Origin of the sequence: Brevibacillus sp. HB1.3 (assembly GCF_013186635.1) — a bacterium.
GTDB classification, from domain to species: Bacteria; Bacillota; Bacilli; order Brevibacillales; family Brevibacillaceae; genus Brevibacillus; species Brevibacillus brevis_D.
In genome coordinates this window covers 175,987-195,065 of record NZ_JABMIT010000009.1, presented here as the reverse complement: position 1 = coordinate 195,065, position 19,079 = coordinate 175,987, and the positions used below count along the sequence as shown (strand labels likewise).

The following is a 19,079-nucleotide window of genomic DNA, read 5'->3' as shown; positions in this document are numbered from 1 at the left end:
TTCCCCCGTTAGCCAACCTCAATACGCGTCCAGTCATCGATAGAAAGGCTACGCTCCATGTTTCCTTCATGAATGTCATTTTACTTCTAGGCAGGAGATGCGTATGGATTTATTAACGTACAGTCCACTTATCGCAACCAAGCTTCATGTTCCGAAGTATGGTTCGGACTTGTTACTTCGGCATCAGATATGGAAAGAAATCGATGACGCTGGCGCCGCAAGATTGATTCTCGTGTGTGCGCCAGCCGGTTTCGGTAAAACGACTGCAGTCAGTCAATGGACGCAAAATTCCGGCAAACCGACCGGTTGGATCTCCCTGGATGAATCAGATAATGATCCCGTGCGCTTTTGGCGATATTTTGCTAGGGCAATTGATATGGCACAGGAAGGCGTGGGCAAAGAATCTTCCTCGGTGCTTCACCCACAGTACACGGCTTCTGCTGAGCAGTTGATGTCCGTATTACTCGAAGAAATTGCGGGATTTGAACGTGATTTTTATCTGGTATTGGACGATTACCACCTCATAAAGGAGCCTTCTATTCATGAAGGATTGCAGACACTGATCCAGCATGCTTCCTTCTACATGCATGTCGTCCTGATTACGCGGGAAGAGCCTCCTTTTGCCCTACACCGTCTACGCGTTCGCAAACAGTTGAAGCAACTGGGCTCAGACACTCTTCGGTTCAATGAGGAGGAGTGCCGGCGCTTATTCTGTGAGCAACTGGGCCTGAGTTTGTCAGCACAAGCCATTGGCTTACTAAGCAAACGAACGGAGGGATGGGTGGCCGGTTTGCAGTTAGCAGCGCTGTCCATGCAAGGAAAGCCCGAAGCGTCTAAGGTCATTCATCATTTTTCCGGTAACGACAAGTACGTCGGGGAATATTTGACGGAAGAAGTATTGAAACGGCATCCAGAAAAGGTGCAGATGTTTTTGCTGAAAACGGCCATCCTGCCGCGTCTGACAGGCGATTTATGCGCAGCTGTTACCGGAGAGCCGGACGCTCACGACATCCTTCGCATGCTGGAGCGAACGAATTCATTTGTGATCGCGCTGGATGGCGTAAATGAGTGGTATCGTTATCACCATTTGTTCGCAGATCTTCTGCTTTCCCATGTAAGGAAAACATATAACGAACTGCTTCCTGCTCTACATATCTCTGCGAGCGGTTGGTTTGAAAGTCACGGGTGGATCATGGAGGCGACTGAGCATGCGTTTCTCGGAAAAGATTGGAACCGGGCAAGCCGTTTGATCGTCGCACATGCGCCGTGGATGTTGAAACAGTACGAAAATATTACACTTCGCAGATGGATGAGATACTTTGATTCGTCCTGGTTGGAAAGCACCCCCGAGCTGTGCATTGCTTTTGCCTGGCTGCATGCTGTGTCCAATGAAATTGATCAGGCGGAAATCCTCCTTCAATTGGCTGACGAAGCAACTCGGATCAATCATGGGAGCTATGACGACTGCCGCGTAGAAATGTGTGTGCTTCGGGGATATATCGAAGTGATGCGGGGAAATGTAGACCTTTCCCTCAAATATATGGAAGAATCCGTTCACATGAAGCCAAAATTTAGCCGCTACTTCATCGTCGGCATTGAACTGAATTCGGATGAGCCATACGTCCTGCGCAGTCGTGTGGCCTTGAGCGGGTATTTGTCTAACGTGAATGAATACTATCCAAAGCTAAGGGCGATCTGGAAGCACAGTGGTCTTGGGATATTGGCCTACGGTTCTATCGTTTTGGGCGAGCTTTATTATGAGCAAAATGATTTTGAGCAGTTGAAATATTTCGTACCTCGTGCGATTCAGTTAGGCACGATCTCTTTGAACTTCGGTGTATTGGTTCCGGTTTATCTGACGTTGGCTCGATGGAGAAAAGCAGAGCACCGTAACGACGAGATGTGGCTGTCCATGGAGGAAATCACATCGCTATGCCGCCAGCATGATGCGCCTCCTCATTGGATGTCTTTTGTAGAAACGTTCCGCGTCCGATTATGGATCGAAGAAAATCGACGGGAAGAAATAGAAAAATGGGCCGAGCCCTATACGAAAATGAATGTAGATATTGTCGCTTCCCGGCATGAATTTGAGCGAATGACGTTGGCCCGGGTATACCTCTATTTAAAAAACGACAGTGCAGCTATCATGCTGCTAACCAGCTTAAAGCACGAGGCGGAAATAAAAGATCGGCTCGGGAGTCGGATTGAAGCCTTTCTTCTGCTCAGCCAAGCTTACATGATCCAAAAACAGCAGCATGAAGCGATGGAGTGTATGCGCATGGCGGTGACCTTAGCCGCGCCAGAAGGCTATGTACGCACTTTTTTGGATGAAGGCCCTGGCGTTGCCAAAATGCTCTATTCACTCTATAAAAGCAAAAACGTATCCAAGCAAGAGATGGCCTATCTTTCGATGCTGCTCAAAAGTGTGGAGAAGGAATTTCCTACGCTTGATATTCAAATTCGGGTATCCCCTGCATTGGAAAAATTGACGGAAAGAGAGTCGGAAGTGCTGGCACTGATCGGTGAAGGGTTATCGAATTCGGATATTGCGGACAAGCTGCATCTCACACTGGGGACGGTAAAAGGGCATGTGCATCAAATTTTTAGCAAGCTCCAGGTGAAAAATCGTGCACAAGCAATCGTCAGGTTAAGAGAGAGTGAGATCAACCAATAGAATCACCCTGCTTATACGGAGATCAACAAAATAACGAAAGAAAACGAGCCTCTGGAATCGATCTTAGGCTCGTTTTGCATGCTTTCAGTGGCCTAAGCCATGTTTCGGGTGTTTGTTTTCTTTGTAAATCCATCTCATGTACACACAACGGTCACATCAACCATCTATACTCATCTTGTAAAAGCAAGGTTGGCAGTGAGATACGGATTCGTAAATTTCACAATAAATTGGTAATCTATGCAATAAATGCACAACCACGAGTAAGGAGTGCGGAAATGAAACGGAAAGTGTTACTCGTAGAGGACGACGAGCTCATACGTGAATTTGTATCGGATTATTTTAAAAAAGAAGCTTGGGAAGTGTACGAAGCACAGCACGGTAAAATGGCGATGGAGCTTTTCGCTCTGCACTCTGTCGATTTAGTTGTGCTAGATATTATGATGCCCGAGATGGATGGCTGGTCGGTGTGCAGAAAAATCCGCCAACAATCCGACATTCCCATCATGATCATTACAGCAAGAGTAGACGACGATGACCAGTTGATGGGTTTTGAGCTTGGCGCAGACGAATATGTCACCAAACCGTTTAGCCCAAAAGTATTAGTGGCCCGTGCCAAGGCTCTGATGAAAAGAGCAGAGGGGAGCATCGGGAGGGGAGATGATATCGCTCAGTTTGGAGCATTGACGGTAAACAAACGAGCTCACACTGTCACGATTGCCGGCGTCCCGGTTTCATTGACACCAAAAGAGTATGAGCTGCTTCTGTTCTTCATCAAGCATGAAGGGACGGTCTTGTCCCGAGATAGCATATTGAATGGGGTTTGGGGGATGGACTACTTTGGCGACCATCGCACCGTTGATACCCACGTGAAAAAACTGCGGGCCAAGTTGGATACAGAGCAGCATCTGATTCAGACGATGATCCGTTTTGGATATAAGTTTGAGGCAAAGCGATGAAACGACTTCGACTAAACGTTGTGACAAAATTATTTGCCGCCACTTTTGTTTTTGTCTTTTTGCTCTACGCTTTGATATTGATAGGGGAAAAGTTTTTCTTTGAGCGCTTTTATTTACATGCGAAAGTAAGCGAGCTCTCGCAAGCAATGGCATCCTTCCCAGATGAGTACGCTAAACTCCCTCCCGACAAGCACAAGCTGGATAAGCTGGTGGGTACATTGATGAATCGCACAGATGCCAGCATCGCGATCGTAGATGAGCAGCTCAGGCAATTGAATCTCGACCCCTATTTTCTAGAAATAAAAGTAGCAAATAAAAATCAAGTGATTACCTTACCGCTAAAAGAAATGAAAAGCACCGATCTTCCGGAAGGACTCCATGTTGGAGACACGATTACCATCGACGGAATCTATATGGATGAGAACAATACGATCATGAAGCCGATACGGATTGCGAGGCAAAGTCCATCCACAAATGTGTCCGAAAATGGACTTACCCGGGTTACGGCTGTTATTTCTGAACTCATGCTGCCTGGTCAGCAGCGGGCACATAACCCTTTTTATCAGGATTCTCTCGTAGCGGATCAAATCGGACCATGGCTGACACAGCAATCCGACGAGATTACACAGATGAAAAGTGGATCATTCATCCAGCGGAAGTGGACGGATCCATGGAGTGGTGTAAACTATGCCATCGTGATTCATCGATTCTCCTATCAGGGCGGGGCGAATTATATCCTGGCGGTGACGACGTTGCAACCAGTGAGCGATGCGGTAAGTATGCTGACCAGCTATTCCCTATACGCGACGCCAGTCATCCTCGTGATCTTACTGCTGCTTTCCTTTGTCTTTTCGAAGATCATCACGCAACCATTAGTTACGTTGAGTCATTCTGCTTCACGTATGGCTAATCTGGACTTCACAGAACTTGCTTCGATTCATTCTCAGGATGAATTCGGTGAGCTCTCTCGCCATCTGAATACGTTAGCTGGTAAGCTGGATCAGACATTAAAAGATCTGAAAAGTGCCAATGTCACTCTTCGCGAGGATTTAGAGCATAAGGAAAAAATGGAGCAGCTTCGCAAAGAATTGATTGCAAACATCTCTCATGAACTCAAGACCCCGCTTGGCATTGTGAAGGGCTTTGCGGAAGGATTAAAAGATGATGTCGCACATGAAAAGCGGGAGCGATACATGGACGTCATTTTAAGCGAAGTCGACAAGATGAACGAGCTCATTATGGATATGCTGGAGTTGTCCAAATTCGAAGCCAAAGCCATTATGCTTCGTAGACAATCGTTTCCCGTATCGGAAATAATACATCGCGTAGCCGCTTCTTTTCAACTACAGCTGGCAAACAAGCAGGTACGATTATGGCTTGACTTACCTGAAGAGATCAACGTATGGGCAGATCCAAGACGTATCGAGCAAGTGATCGTGAATTTACTCGGTAATGCAGTCCGGCACGCCAATCCATCAAGTGAGATTCGGATTACCGGGGTACGCGAGCGGGAGTGCATCCGGTTTCGAATTGAAAATGAAGGAGCGCACATCCCAGACGATCAACTAACGCGGATATGGGAGCAATTTTTTCGAGTAGATAGCTCTCGCTGGCGGAAGTCTGGCGGCACGGGTCTCGGCTTGGCGATCTGTAAACATATCCTCGATCTGCATGGCAGTGATTATGGTGCGGAAAATACCGTGAATGGAGTCGCTTTTTCCTTCACGTTAGTTGAAAATGAAAACAAAGGTGGAAATGACAATGAATTTGAAAAAGAATAATATGAAAAGCTTACTGGCTGTATTGGTTCTATCACTCGTTACTAGTGCTTGTGGCACACCGGGTCCTTCAGAATCGACTGGTCAAGTGCCGCAGCAAGTTCCTCAGGAAAACAAAGAAAACACGGAGAAACAACCGGAGAACGTTGTAAAAGACATTGCCACAGAACAGCAGGAAAAAGAGATTCTCGTCGTGGTCGACCAGGAACCGAAACCCATCGAGGGGAATAGCTTCGATTTCTTTATTGAACAGCTACCTGCCGGCTATTCGTTAGCTAGCATGCAGTGGAAGTCTGAGAAAACTGACATCGTAAACACGATAGAGCAAGCGATCAAAAACGACACAGAAGGTATCTCTGGTGGGAATGGCTTTTACATTAGCGGCAATGGACAGTTTACCGGTTTCTTTTACAAGGATCAGTTGAAGGGGGAAAAGGGGAAATTGATCTTGGTCTTTAAAAATGAGCAAGGCAATGAAAAGACATGGGAGAAGGAGCTAACCCTTAAATAACACCCGCTAAATTGGAACCCCATTTTTGGGGTTCTTTTTGTTTGCAACATTACGGTGGGGTTTTTTATTGAAAAAAACAATCACGAAAAGACATAACTTTAGTTAGTATTTTTTGCAAAAGACTGTTGTTACCATATTTTTGTTTCACCTAGATGTTTTGCTGGGGGAATGTGTCCGACAGTAGGGGGAGTTGAAATGAAGAAGGAAGGAGGACAACGTTATTGATGAAAAGAATGATGGCTCGTTTGTTGGTATTTACTTTGCTGTTTGCAATTGTCCAACCTATGCTTATTCAAGAAAAAGCCAACGCAGCGGAACTTGATGTGATTAGAGTACAGGCAGACAAGTTCGTGGATGCGTATGGTGCCTATCCTGACGGCTTGGATTACCAAGGAGTTCCGAACACGTTGATCGTCGGCTACGCGCGAGACTCTGGTGGGGATTATGGGGCTGCGAATGCTGCTCTACTGTTTGACCTGAGCGGCGTGAAAAGTGAGAGGAAAATTCAGTCTGCTGTTCTGAAAATTTATGTGCATAAGGCAGAAGCAACAGGCGGAGATATGCCTTTCATTGATCTATGGGGCTCGTCTGATGACAATTGGAACGATGATTCTGCAACTGTGCTGCCCTCGCATCATGAAAGAATCATAACAAATGAGTTTATTCCCACTAATTTCACAGGGTGGAAATCGTTTGATGTAACCAGCTTTGTCATGAGTAATATTCCAGACAAAAAAGCTACCTTTGTTTTAAGAGGAAGACAAACAGCACCACCTGTTCCTCTGTTGTATCAGCCTCAAATTATTTTCTACGACAAAAGAAATGTTAGCTATGCTTCTCAGCTAGAAATCACGTATGCTCCTAACACTCCACCAACCGATATCCTCTTATCGTCCAATTCGATTCCCGAAAACAATCAAAAAGGATCGGTAGTTGGTACGCTTTCGGCAGTAGATCCTGATCAAGGAGACACTGTTACGTTCCATATTCAAAACACTACGGTGCCATTTACTGTTGAGGGGAATCAACTGAAGGCGACAGAAACGTTTGATTTTGAAACGAAGTCGACTTACGCTGTACCGATCACCGCAACAGACTCGGCTGGCAATATATTCACCAAGGTGATGAACATCCAGGTAACGGATGTAGATGAACCACCCACGACAGCGACGGTTACCATCAATGGCGGCGCTGCGTTTACGAATTCACCCAATGTGACGCTCACCATGGCCCATGATGATCCTGACGCGGCCCAGCCCGAATATCGTTTGACGAACGTGGAAGGCGGTCCTTGGAGCGAATGGAAGTCGTTTGCGACACCTGTAATGTGGACCTTTACGACAAACGAAGGGACCAAAACGGTCTTCATGGAGCTGCGTGACGGAACAGGAACTGTCCTGAAAGCGCAGGATAGCATTGTGCTGGATATAACACCACCGACAGGGACTATCGAGATCAATAATGGGAACGTAGCCACTTCATCAGAAAAGGTAGAGCTTACCATTCAGGGAAGTGATGCGAACGGCCCGGTAGAAGTGATGTTGTCGAATGATAACAGCTTTACAGGCAGCTGGATACCTATTCCTGTCAACAACAAGCTTGAATGGAACTTGGCTAGTGGAGACGGACAAAAAACAGTCTACGCGAAGTTCCGTGATGGTGCAGGGAATATGTATTATACATCTGGTACCATCGTGTTGGACAAAACGCCACCTGTTGTGACAGGGGTAGCGAATGGCAGCTTCTACACGGCAGATGTCACACCTGTCTTCGACGACGGCACAGCAACATTGAATGGTGCTCCTTTTGTCAGCGGCACAAAGGTGAGTGTGGAGGGCAAGTATACGCTGGTAGTGACGGATAAAGCGGGGAATACGACTACGGTAACCTTTACCCTGGATAAAACCGCGCCGACTGGAACACTTGCGATCAATAACGGAGCCACTCATACGAATAACCAGGATGTCATTTTGCAAATCGATGCCACTGACGTTTCCAGCAAGGTGAAAATGAAGCTGTCCAACGATAACATCAGCTGGAGTGCGCTAGAGGATGTGGCGACCGCCAAGGCTTGGAAGCTAACAAATGGGGATGGACAGAAAACGGTCTATCTACAGTTGATCGACGAAGCTGGTAATCCCCATGATTTACAGGCATCGATTACACTCGATACGGTTGCGCCTGTAGTCACAGGGGTAGAGAACAACAAGCTGTACAATCAGAGTGTGACGATCAGCTTCAACGAAGGAAAGGCGACCTTGAACGGAAAGACGATAGCTGACGGAGAAATCGTCAATGACGATGGCGCTTATACGCTGATTGTCACAGATGAAGCTGGCAATACAGCAATGCTTGCATTTTCGATTGATCAAACGAAGCCGTCAGGCAGTCTTGAGATCAATGGTGACGCCGATTATACCAATACACTAGCAACCACATTACAAATTGCCGTTACCGATTTCAGCAATGAACTACAAATGCGCTTCTCCCATGATACGAGTGATCCTGCCAATTGGACTTCTTGGGAAACGCTGACCACAACAAAGGCGTGGACCTTGCTGAATGGAGATGGAATCAAGTCGGTTTCCATGGAAGTAAAGGACAAAGCGGGGAATATTGCCAGCTTTACCGATGAGATCACACTCGATATGACCAACCCTACGGGTGCTTTTGAGATCAATCAAGGTCAGTCGTATACCAACACGAGCAAGGTTACGTTAAGTGTGGAGTCGGCTGATGCTCATGGTGTGGAAATGCGCTTGTCGAATGACAACCTGACGTGGAGCGATTGGAAAACAGCGCCGACAACTGGCGACGTTCCATGGGAGCTGAGCGGTGGCGATGGAACCAAAACGGTCTATCTGGAGCTAAGAGATCCGGCTGGAAACCAAATGGCCCTTCAAAAACAAATCACGCTGGATTCCGCTGGACCAGTTGTTACAGGAGTCACCCAGGATGGTGTCTATGCGAGTGACGTAACGATTACCTTCAATGAAGGAACAGCGTTACTAAACGGCAATCCGTTTACGAGTGGTTCTGCCGTCACTGCGGAAGGATCGTATGAGCTGGTCGTCACGGATGATGCGCAAAATCGTACGACGATTCGTTTCACGCTGGATAAAACACCACCGGCTGGAACGCTCAGCATCGATAACGGAGCCGAATTTGCGAAAACAGAAGACGTTACATTGCAACTCACTGCGTCAGGCAATACCAACGACATTGAAATGGCGATCTCTAACGCCGATGACAATTCGGGTACGTGGGAGCGTTTTGCGGAATCAAAAGCATGGAAGCTGGCCGATGGCAGTACAAACGGCACCAAAACGGTCTATGTCAAGCTGCGGGACAAAGCGGGGAACGTCACAAAGCTAAGTGGTACGATTGTACTGGATGTGTTGCCGCCGACTGGATCTATCACGATCAATAACGGAGACAATTCCACCAAGTCTCGTGAGGTTACGCTCACCATCACAGCGAACGACAGTACCAGTGATGTACAAATCCGCTTCGCAAATGGTGACAACGACTGGAGCGATTGGGAGGCAGTAACTGCGACCAAAGCATGGCAGTTGAAGTCCGGTGATGGAACCAAGACTGTCGAGATGCAGATCACAGACAGGGCAGGGCACATTACAACCGTTTCCGATACGATCGAGCTGGATGCAGATGCGCCCGTTGTTACTGGAGTCGAGGACAAAGGCATTTACAAAGATGACGTGACCATCACATTCAACGAAGGAACCGCGACGTTGAACGGTGCTCCGTTCTCAAGTGGCGACCGGGTAACAAGTGAAGGTAAGCATGAACTACGGGTTGTAGATGCTTCCGGTAACGAAATCAAGATCACGTTTACTTTGGATAAAACAGCACCAACAGGAACGTTCGTCATCAACAATGATGATCGTCTAACCAGCTCCACCAGCGTGAGACTGCATGTTACTGCTTCGGACAATTTGGGAGATGTCGAGATGCGTATCTCCAATGACCAAGGCAAGTGGAGCAGCTGGGAAAAAGTGACGGGAACAGTAGCGTGGAGCTTGACGTATGGCAATGGGATGAAAAAGGTTCTGATCCAGCTTCGCGACCAGGCAGGAAACACCGTTGAACTGGATGATTCCATTGAGCTATACGTGCCAAATGTGCCGAATCCACCAACAGGAGAGCCGGTCACCGGGGTTGAGTTGGAGGAAGAGCAGTTAACATTGCGTGTTGGCGATACAGAAAGCCTTAGAGCCACAGTAAAACCAACGAATGCCACCAACAAACGGGTCAAGTGGGAAAGCAGCGACTCTGAGATCGTCGAGGTAGATGAGGAGGGCAAGATCAAGGCAGTAGCTCCTGGGACTGCGACGATTACAGTGACGACCGTAGACGGGAACAAAACCGCTTCGGTGGAAGTAACCGTTAAGGAAATACCCACCTTCCAGTTGGAAACAAACGAACCGTCCTTCTGGATGAAGCCGAGAGTAACCACAACCTTACGAGTTTATAAGGTAGAAGGCAAAAAACGCAAAGACATCACGAGAGACAAAGATGTTGAGTACGACACGGAAAACGGGTTGGTTACCGTCAAGCAGGGTCGCATTACGGCAGGCAAAGAAGAGGGAGAAGACATCGTTATCGTTCGCTATATGGGCGAGAAACTGGAGATTCCAGTGACGGTTTCTAAGAAAACGATTCGTTCGTTGACGACCTCCTTCAAGGATTTGGTGCTGGAGATCGATGAGGAGAAGCAGCTAACGCTGACAGCCGTCTTCAATGACAAGAACTCCGAAGAGGTGACAGAGAAAGCAACTTGGTCCACAAGCGACGAAGAGGTCATCGAGGTAACAAAAGAGGGAAAAGTGACAGCGCTGGCTTCCGGGAAGGCTGTCATTACTGCGAAATACGGCGGCAAAAAGGTAACCAATCGTGTGCTGGTCGTAGAGGAAAAGAAAGTGAAAGATTTACGAGTATCGCGCTCTTCGCTGCACTTGAAGGCAGACAATACTGGAGAGATCGTCCTGTATGCGGTCTATGAAAATAGATACGAGGAGATCGTCACCAAGGATGCCGAATGGACAGTGGAAGATCCTGAGATTGCGACTGTAGAAAATGGTGTCGTGACCGCACTGGAATCTGGTAAAACAACCATTACAGTAGAATACGGCGGCGAGACTATTACGATTAACATTACGGTCAGGTAAATGAAAAGGGGCTGTTCGATCTACTGTGGAGGGCAGCCTCTTTTCCATTCTGTTTAAAAGGTGAAGAAAGATGGAGAATGCACTCCTTGCTTTTGCAAGTAGCATCTTGATTGGAGCCATTTTTTTTTGGATCTTATGGTGGGAAGGCTCGTGGTTCAGTCTTCGGTTTACGAAGTGGTACTTTGGTATTTTATTTGCAGTCTCGATAGTAGTAGGAGGGTATACCCTTTTTCAAGGTTAATAGAAAAATAGACATGTTCAGCCTTCTCAGGTATCGATCCATTTCTACACCAATCTACCCGAGAAGGTAAGCATGTCTATTTTTGTTTTATGATAAACCAATGTCGACGCTAATAATTGACATAAAATTCAGATGTGATATAATGCCTGTAATTGGTAATCTATTACATTTATTCTCTTAAAAGGAAATTATTCCGAGAATCCCCCTATCCCTAGTAGAATCTGCAGCTGCTTTTCCACTTCATAGGTGTTTCATACTTAACTGTATTCAAAACACTACTCCACTTTTCGCGAATTCATAGCAATTCGATTCACTTACCTTCCCTTTCACATCTCGTTTGTAGCCGCTTTGAACATGCCCAATAGAATTTGGAAGAAACATGTTTTTTTTGGTCAACTATTCTGGCCTTTTTTGACGCTGCTTACTTGCTTCACCTAAACGAATCGGGTGTCCGGTCTTTAACGTGGACGATTCGATGAGTCAACGCCTACTTAGTAAAGGAGGGGGAGGCTTACCGACCAATATCCATTTGAAAAGTCTGTCAAGCAGAGCAGGTGAGGAACTTCATAATTTTAGAGGGTTCCCCCTTCATTATCAAGCTCAAAAAGGGAGGATAACCATGGCCATGAAAGATCATGTGAATCAACTGGCAGAAGAGGCTCCATTGCTGCAGCTTCCGTTTGATTTCCCGAGACGTAAGAATGCTCGTTATGAAGAAGAGACGCAATCGATTGATCTGTCAAAAACGGTTGGGGAACAAGCAAGATTACTTTGCATGCAGGAAGAGACTGACATATTTACGCTACTCTTAGCTGCATACCATAGCTATCTTTACAGATATACGGGGCAAAACGACATTTTGGTCGGTGCGATAGCGAGTGATGGCCCTACCTTTTTTGCAAGTCGAGTGATTGTTGGTGGAACAACGAATTTTAAGCAGCTGTTGAACGAAATCAAAGAGAATAGGGTGGAGGAGAAGCTTGCTAGCAGCTCCGAAATTACGAAATTATTTCATACCTTTTTACGAGTAGGAAAAGCCGGGGATGACGATAACAAACTTTTTGTCGATTCCCAATTAGCAAATGTAGAACTGCGTGTTGATGTCGAAGAGGCTGAGGGAATGCGCATAACATTTACATATAATTCCTTTTTGTTTGCACAACAAACGATACGACGAATGATCGAGAACTTTTGCAACTGGATCGAACAAGTAATCACTCATGTCGAAACGCCTATCGATTTATTGAGACTGATAACCAAAAACCAAGAGAGGGAACTGGTAGACGAGTGGTGCAGGAATGATGAACCCTCGAATGTTCCTGACACAATCTTGTCCGCCTTTGATTTCCAAGCCACTCAGAATCCCGATGCCATTGCACTCGTGTTTAAGCAAGAGAAGATGACCTACAGGGAATTGGATATCCGCTCAAATCAATTAGCGAATAACCTCCGAAAGATTGGGGTAACGACTGAAGTGCTAGTGGGAATATGCCAAGAGCGTTCCATTGAAATGCTCGTGAGCATCTTGGGTGTGTTGAAAGCAGGAGGCGCTTATGTACCGATCGATCCTGCTTATCCTGTTCAAAGACTCCACTATATTATGGAGGATGCGGCTTTACAAATAGTGATTGCGGATGAAGCGTCTGCGACGAAAGTGCCTGACGGAATAAAAGTGGTTAAGTTGTCGGATTATTGCGAAATATTGTCGAATGAAAGTACGGAGCCACCTGCAATCGAAGTAAACGGACACAATCTTGCTTACGTCATCTATACCTCCGGTTCGACAGGAAATCCCAAGGGGGTAATGATTGAGCATCATTCCGTTATGAATTTTCTTCAGACGCTGGAGAGTCGCAGTCCTCTTTTACATACGGACAGGCTTTTGCAAAAAACGTCTGTGTCCTTTGATGCTTCTGTTTGGGAACTCTTTTGGTGGATGTTGAAAGGTGCTAGCCTGTACATCCTTCCGAACAGCGATGAGAAAGACCCTGCCTTGCTTGTGAAAGCAGTCGAGACGCATCGAATTACCCACCTTGAGTTTGTACCGTCTATGTTGAAAGCCGTATTGGATTATATAGAAAATCAGGATTCTTCTGCTGCGTTATCCTCCTTGAAATACGTCACAGTTGGAGGGGAAGTGCTTTCGCCTCATGTTGTTACGAAGTGTATCGATCTATTGACCATTCCGCACGGTACAAGCTTATACAACACGTATGGGCCGACAGAGACGACAGTCGAGGTTGCTAGCTTCCAATGCCATCCAGACGAAACGCACACGCAAATACCCATTGGAAAACCGAATGCCAATACACAGTTGTACGTGTTGAACGAGCATTTACAAATTCAACCTGTCGGAGTTGCCGGAGAACTGTATGTCGGCGGATCAGGCGTAGCAAGAGGCTACTTGAACCGTCCTGAATTGACAAAGGAACGTTTTATTTCCAACCCGTATTGTCCAGGATCAGACTCGCGTTTGTATCGAACGGGAGATTTGGCTCGGTACTTGGCCGACGGAAACCTGGAGTATATCGGGCGCAATGACAGCCAGGTAAAAGTGAGAGGGTACAGAATTGAGCTGGAGGAAATTGAAGTCACGTTAGGCAATCATTCGACTGTGGAACAAGCAGTCGTTGTGGCGAAAAAAGACGCCTATGAAAATAACAAGCTGATCGCTTATGTGATCGGGTCTGGCACGGTAACAGAATGGCGTGATTATCTGAAGGCTCAGCTTCCAGAGTTCATGGTTCCAGCGTATTTTGTGAAAATGGATGCTTTCCCGCTTACTCCCAGCGGAAAAATTGATCGTAAGTCACTGCCAGCGGTAGGCAATACTCGCCCGCATGTTTCGACGGAATATGTAAAACCGGAAACAGAATGGGAAACGAAGCTCTTGGATATTTGGCTGGATTTGTTCGGATACGACGAGATTGGAGTCGAGGATCATTTCTTTGAATTAGGCGGACATTCGCTGTTGGGGACTCAGGTGATTGCGAGAATCCGTGCTCTTTTCAAGAAAGAGATTCCGTTGTCTGCTCTGTTTGCCTATCCGACGATTCGGAGCATCGTGCCAATCGTAACTGCCGCAGATGAGGTAAATGCAGGAGATGCATTCCCAGCCATCAAGAGGGTGTCACGAGTTCGAGAATTGCCGCTTTCTTACTCCCAAGAAAGAGTGTGGTTTTTAGAGCAGCTAAGCGCGAATAATTTGGCTTATATTTTTCAAGCCACAATGAAAGTGCGTGGGATGCTGGAGCTCCCCATTCTTAATAAATGCTTTACGGAGCTTGTGCGCAGACATGAAATATTCCGAACCGTTTTTCATGAGAAAAATGGGCAGCCCTATCAGGTGATCTCTGAACCATTCGATGTGGAATTGCCTGTTGTGGATGTTTCGCACCTACCTGAGAGTGATCGTGCTGCTGAAGTCCAACGACTGATTCAAAGGGAGATCAAAAATCCGATTGATATCGCGAAGCTGCCACTAGCGCGCTGGATTGTTTACAAGATTTCTGAGTGGGAGTCTGTCATTTTGTTTGTGGAGCATCATCTGATTCATGATGGATGGTCATTCCGCAAATTTTTAAAAGAGCTGTTTACGCTTTATAGTGCCTATCTTGAAAATAAGCCGTCTCCATTGGCTGAATTGCCGATTCAATTCGCAGACTATTGCGTATGGCAAAATGAGCTGTTTAAGCGTGGCAAAGAAAACAAGCAATTAACGTACTGGAAGAATCTATTGGAAGGGGCCAATGGGGTTCTGGAATTGCCCACTGATCGGCCACGGCCAGTCAATCAAACCTTTCACGGGAATATGTTCACCCAATTAATACCGGAGGAACTGTATCTTCAACTGCGTGATTACTGCATGAAAACAAACACAACCTTATTCATGGTCATGATGGCTGCGTTTCAAACCTTGCTCCATCGTTATTCCAATCAAGAAGACATTATTGTTGGCTCGGGTATCGCGAATCGACGTTGGAAAGACACGGAAGAATTGATCGGGATGTTTGTGAACAATATTGTGATCCGTCAGCAATTTACCGACAATATGACATTCCGGGATGTATTGCAAGACGTGAAGAGGTCAGCCCTGGAAGCGTACGAGAATCAAGAGATTCCTTTTGATCAAGTAGTCGATGCCTTAAAACTGAAGCGTGATCAAAGCCGCAACCCTCTATTCCAAGTCATGTTTAGTTTCCAGGATGCAAAAGTCACTCATCTCCCTGTATCCAATCTGAATATTCAACTCACCGAAGGCATTAGCAACGGATCGGCTAAATTTGATATCAACGTCGTAGTGACGAATCACGAGGAGCTCGCTTCTTCCCTTTTAACAAAGGATGAATACGGAAGTATAAGCCTTGACTGGGAATACAATACGGATTTGTATGACGAATCTACCATGCGCCGCATGTTTCAACATTATATTGAATTGCTGAAAAGCGTTCTTACGCATAGTGAGCGGACACTTCATTCCATGCCTATGCTGACCGCTTCTGAGCAGAGCCAAATTCTCCAAGAGTGGAATGACACGGCTATTGACTTTGATGATCAGAAAACGCTCCATCAAATTTTCGAGGAGCAGGCTGCCCGGACACCAGAGCGAATGGCGGTTGTATTCGGCAACGAGCAATGGACCTACAGGCAAATAAACAACCGGGCAAACTTCCTGGCAAGCAAATTGCGAAACCTGGGAGTGAAGCCGGATACATTAGTAGGGTTAATGAGTGAGCGTTCTCCCGACATGATGATTGGTATTCTTGCCATTCTAAAAGCGGGTGGAGCGTATATGCCGATGGACACAGCGGCTCCAAAAGAAAGACTGTCCTATATTCTTCAGGATAGCAATACGAAGGTCGTCGTCATGCAAGAGAAATTCAGGACAGCGATTGATTTCAATGGACCTGTCCTGTTGTTGGAAGAGAATAGGTCGGATCTGGATGTAGAATGCGAGAATCTGGAGTCCGTTTCTCATTCGAAAAATTTGGCGTACGTCATCTATACCTCAGGTTCGACGGGAGCACCGAAAGGAGTCATGATCGAGCATCGCTCGGTTGTCAATCGGATGAACTGGATGGTCCATCGCTATCCCATGAACGAGCATGACACCATCTTGCAAAAGACTCCCTATTGTTTTGATGTTTCCGTAACGGAATTAGTCCTGTGGTTTTTCACTGGCAGCAAACTATGTTTCCTCGCTCCCCAAGCAGAGAAAGACCCGGAGGCTATTGTCAAAACGGTTGCCCAGCACCAAATAACCTATATTCATTTTGTTCCCTCTATGCTCAGCATCTTTTTAGACCATATAGAAAACGTGGATTGCGCTGAGGAAATCAAAACTTTACAGCGAGTTTATACGACTGGGGAAGCTCTGAGTACGGAACAGGTTCAACGTTTTCATCGGTTAATCGGGCAACGGAATCAGACGACGCTCACCAATCTGTATGGTCCTACGGAAACGACCATTGAAGTGACCTACTATGATTGCCAGGCCGATAGCGAGGTAATCCCCATTGGGAAACCTATGGATAATATTCAAGCTTACATCCTCAATAGGGAAGGGGACCTGCAACCAATAGGTGTGATGGGCGAATTGGTTATTGGGGGCATTGGTCTTGCGCGAGGGTATATCGGAAAGCCCGAGTTAACAGCTGAACGTTTTGTCCCGAATCCTTTTGGCAAGCGATCTGAAAGGCTATACAAAACAGGTGACTACGCGCGGTGGATGGCAGACGGCAATATAGAGTACATCGGGCGTATGGATAATCAAGTAAAAATTCGCGGTTATCGGATTGAATTAGGTGAAATCGAAGCGGTTATGAGGAAGCAGCAGGGGGCAGGAGAGGTTGCCATTATTGCCCATGAATATGAGCCGGGGGACAAGCGATTAATTGCTTATTACAGTGGGGCATCAGAGGTCGAGACGTTAAAAAGTCATTTACAGAAGCAATTACCACCTTATATGATTCCTTCTTATTTTGTACGGGTGGAGGAAATGCCGCTCACCTCGAGTGGCAAATTGGATCGGAAAGCATTGCTGCTGCCTGAGATCCACATTATCAGTCATCACTACACAGCGCCGCGAAACTCAACGGAAGAATTGCTCGCTCACATATGGAGTGAAATTTTAAAAGTAAACCAAATGGGAGTATTTGATTCGTTCTTTGAATTGGGTGGACATTCCCTGTTGGCAACACAGGTTGTATCGCGCATACGAGAAGTATTTGGTCAGCATCCACCTCTCCGAGCGATCTTTGATTGCCCGACCATTGAGGGCTTGGCTAAGCGGATAACTGAATTGCGACAAGGTGAAAAAATGGTTCCATTGCCTGCACTCCTGCAAGTGGATAGAACGGAACCGATCCCGTTATCTTTTGCGCAGCACCGGTTGTGGTTTTTTGACCAACTCGAACCCGGAAGCAACGTCTATAACATTCCCTATGTATGGCGCTTAAGCGGTTCATGGGATGTTGCCGGCTTAGAAAAAGGATTGAACCAATTAATTGAGCGTCATGAAATGCTTCGTACCGTATTCGCAAAACAAAATGGCGTCCCTGTTCAACTCGTTAAGCCGCATCAGCCAAGAGCACTACCCGTCATTGATGTAAGTAGCATCTCCGCGGATGAAAGAGAACAGCAGGTCCAGCATTGTATTCAACGGAGTGCTGATCGCGTATTTGACTTGAGTCAAGGACCGTTGATTGAAGCCGAGCTGATTAAGCAGGATGAATCGGAGTATGTTCTGCTTTGTACCGTCCATCATATTGTCTTCGATGGCTGGTCAGAGGATATCTTGTTGGACGAATGGATGGCATTTTATGAAGAAGCAGTCAGCGGAACGCCTGCCGATCTGCCACCGTTATCCATTCAATACGGGGACTTTGCTGTGTGGCAAAGACAATGGCTATCAGACGAGACGATGAAAGAGCAAGTGGCGTATTGGGAAAAGGAGCTTGCAGACGAGCTCACGGTGCTTCAGTTGCCATTCGATTGTCCAAGACCAGCCATTCAAACGTATGCAGGGGACATGCAGCATATCGATTTGGCTCCTGCGTTACTAGAAAAGCTAAAAGCTTTCAGCAAGCAAGAGGGTGCTTCCCTGTTCATGACATTGCTGGCCGCCTATCAGGGCTTTCTCTCTCGCTATACCGGACAAACAGACATTTTAGTAGGGAGTCCGGTTGCGAATCGCACGCGAAAAGAAATGGAAGGGGTAATCGGGTGCTTTGTAAACACGTTGGTTTACAGAGTAAACGTCGAAGACAATCCAAGCTTCAGGCAATTGGTCGCCCAAGTCAAAGAAAAAACATTGTGCGGGCAAGAAAATCAGGATGTGCCCTTTGAAAAAATCGTAGAGGTCCTCCAGCCAGAGCGAAATGCAAGTTACTCCCCTGTCTTCCAAACGATTTTTACGATGCAGACCCACCTGAGAGACGTAAAGAAATGGCCAAATCGAACCATTGAGCCAGTGAAAAGCACCATCAAGGTTGCCAAATTTGATCTGTCCATTTCCATAGAAGTCAATTCAGAGCACTCGTTGACGATTTCATTTGGCTACAATACAGACTTATTTCATCCGTCTAGCATAGAACGAATGATCGGACATTTTGTGAATTGGCTCGAACAAGTGATGGCATATCCTGAGGAATCAATAGAAGGCTTGCGACTGATTTCAGAAGAGGAAGAAAAACAACTGCTGGAAATGTGGAGTAATCATTAGGAGGTGC

The 19,079-nt window shown here is 46.4% G+C and carries 6 protein-coding genes; all 6 read left to right on the top strand.

Annotated features, from left to right (window positions below):
• Nucleotides 1-103 precede the first annotated feature (103 nt).
• The 6 genes from HPY31_RS20820 to HPY31_RS20795 all read left to right on the top strand — a co-directional run bounded on the left by HPY31_RS20820 (nt 104) and on the right by HPY31_RS20795 (nt 19,072).
• The gene (locus HPY31_RS20820) at nt 104-2,674 is read left to right on the top strand and encodes a winged helix-turn-helix domain-containing protein (RefSeq protein ID WP_172142294.1); all 2,571 of its coding nucleotides are present in this window, start codon (nt 104-106) and stop codon (nt 2,672-2,674) included.
• Between the two features lie 275 nt (nt 2,675-2,949).
• Nucleotides 2,950-3,630, top strand: a complete 681-nt coding sequence (locus HPY31_RS20815; RefSeq protein WP_172142293.1) for a response regulator transcription factor — start codon at nt 2,950-2,952, stop codon at nt 3,628-3,630.
• Nucleotides 3,631-3,650: 20 nt separating this feature from the next.
• Nucleotides 3,651-5,411: a sensor histidine kinase gene (locus HPY31_RS20810; RefSeq protein ID WP_371811753.1), complete on the top strand. Its 1,761-nt coding sequence runs from the start codon at nt 3,651-3,653 to the stop codon at nt 5,409-5,411.
• Nucleotides 5,392-5,919 carry a hypothetical protein gene (locus HPY31_RS20805; protein WP_172142291.1) on the top strand — a complete coding sequence of 176 codons (528 nt, stop codon included), beginning with the start codon at nt 5,392-5,394 and terminating at the stop codon, nt 5,917-5,919. Before HPY31_RS20810 ends, HPY31_RS20805 begins: the two co-directional genes overlap by 20 nt.
• Nucleotides 5,920-6,143: 224 nt before the next feature.
• Nucleotides 6,144-11,108 (top strand): Ig-like domain-containing protein, encoded by a 4,965-nt coding sequence (locus HPY31_RS20800; RefSeq protein WP_172142290.1) that lies wholly within the window; start codon nt 6,144-6,146, stop codon nt 11,106-11,108.
• An 860-nt stretch (nt 11,109-11,968) separates the two neighbouring features.
• Nucleotides 11,969-19,072: an amino acid adenylation domain-containing protein gene (locus tag HPY31_RS20795; protein WP_172142289.1), complete on the top strand. Its 7,104-nt coding sequence runs from the start codon at nt 11,969-11,971 to the stop codon at nt 19,070-19,072.
• The last annotated feature ends 7 nt before the right edge of the window (nt 19,073-19,079 follow it).

Coding starts and splice junctions, on each gene's coding strand:
- HPY31_RS20795 (WP_172142289.1), top strand. CDS start 11,969: ATGGCCATGAAAGATCATGTGAATCAACTGGCAGAAGAGGCTCCATTG.
- HPY31_RS20820 (WP_172142294.1), top strand. CDS start 104: ATGGATTTATTAACGTACAGTCCACTTATCGCAACCAAGCTTCATGTT.
- HPY31_RS20800 (WP_172142290.1), top strand. CDS start 6,144: ATGAAAAGAATGATGGCTCGTTTGTTGGTATTTACTTTGCTGTTTGCA.
- HPY31_RS20805 (WP_172142291.1), top strand. CDS start 5,392: ATGAATTTGAAAAAGAATAATATGAAAAGCTTACTGGCTGTATTGGTT.
- HPY31_RS20815 (WP_172142293.1), top strand. CDS start 2,950: ATGAAACGGAAAGTGTTACTCGTAGAGGACGACGAGCTCATACGTGAA.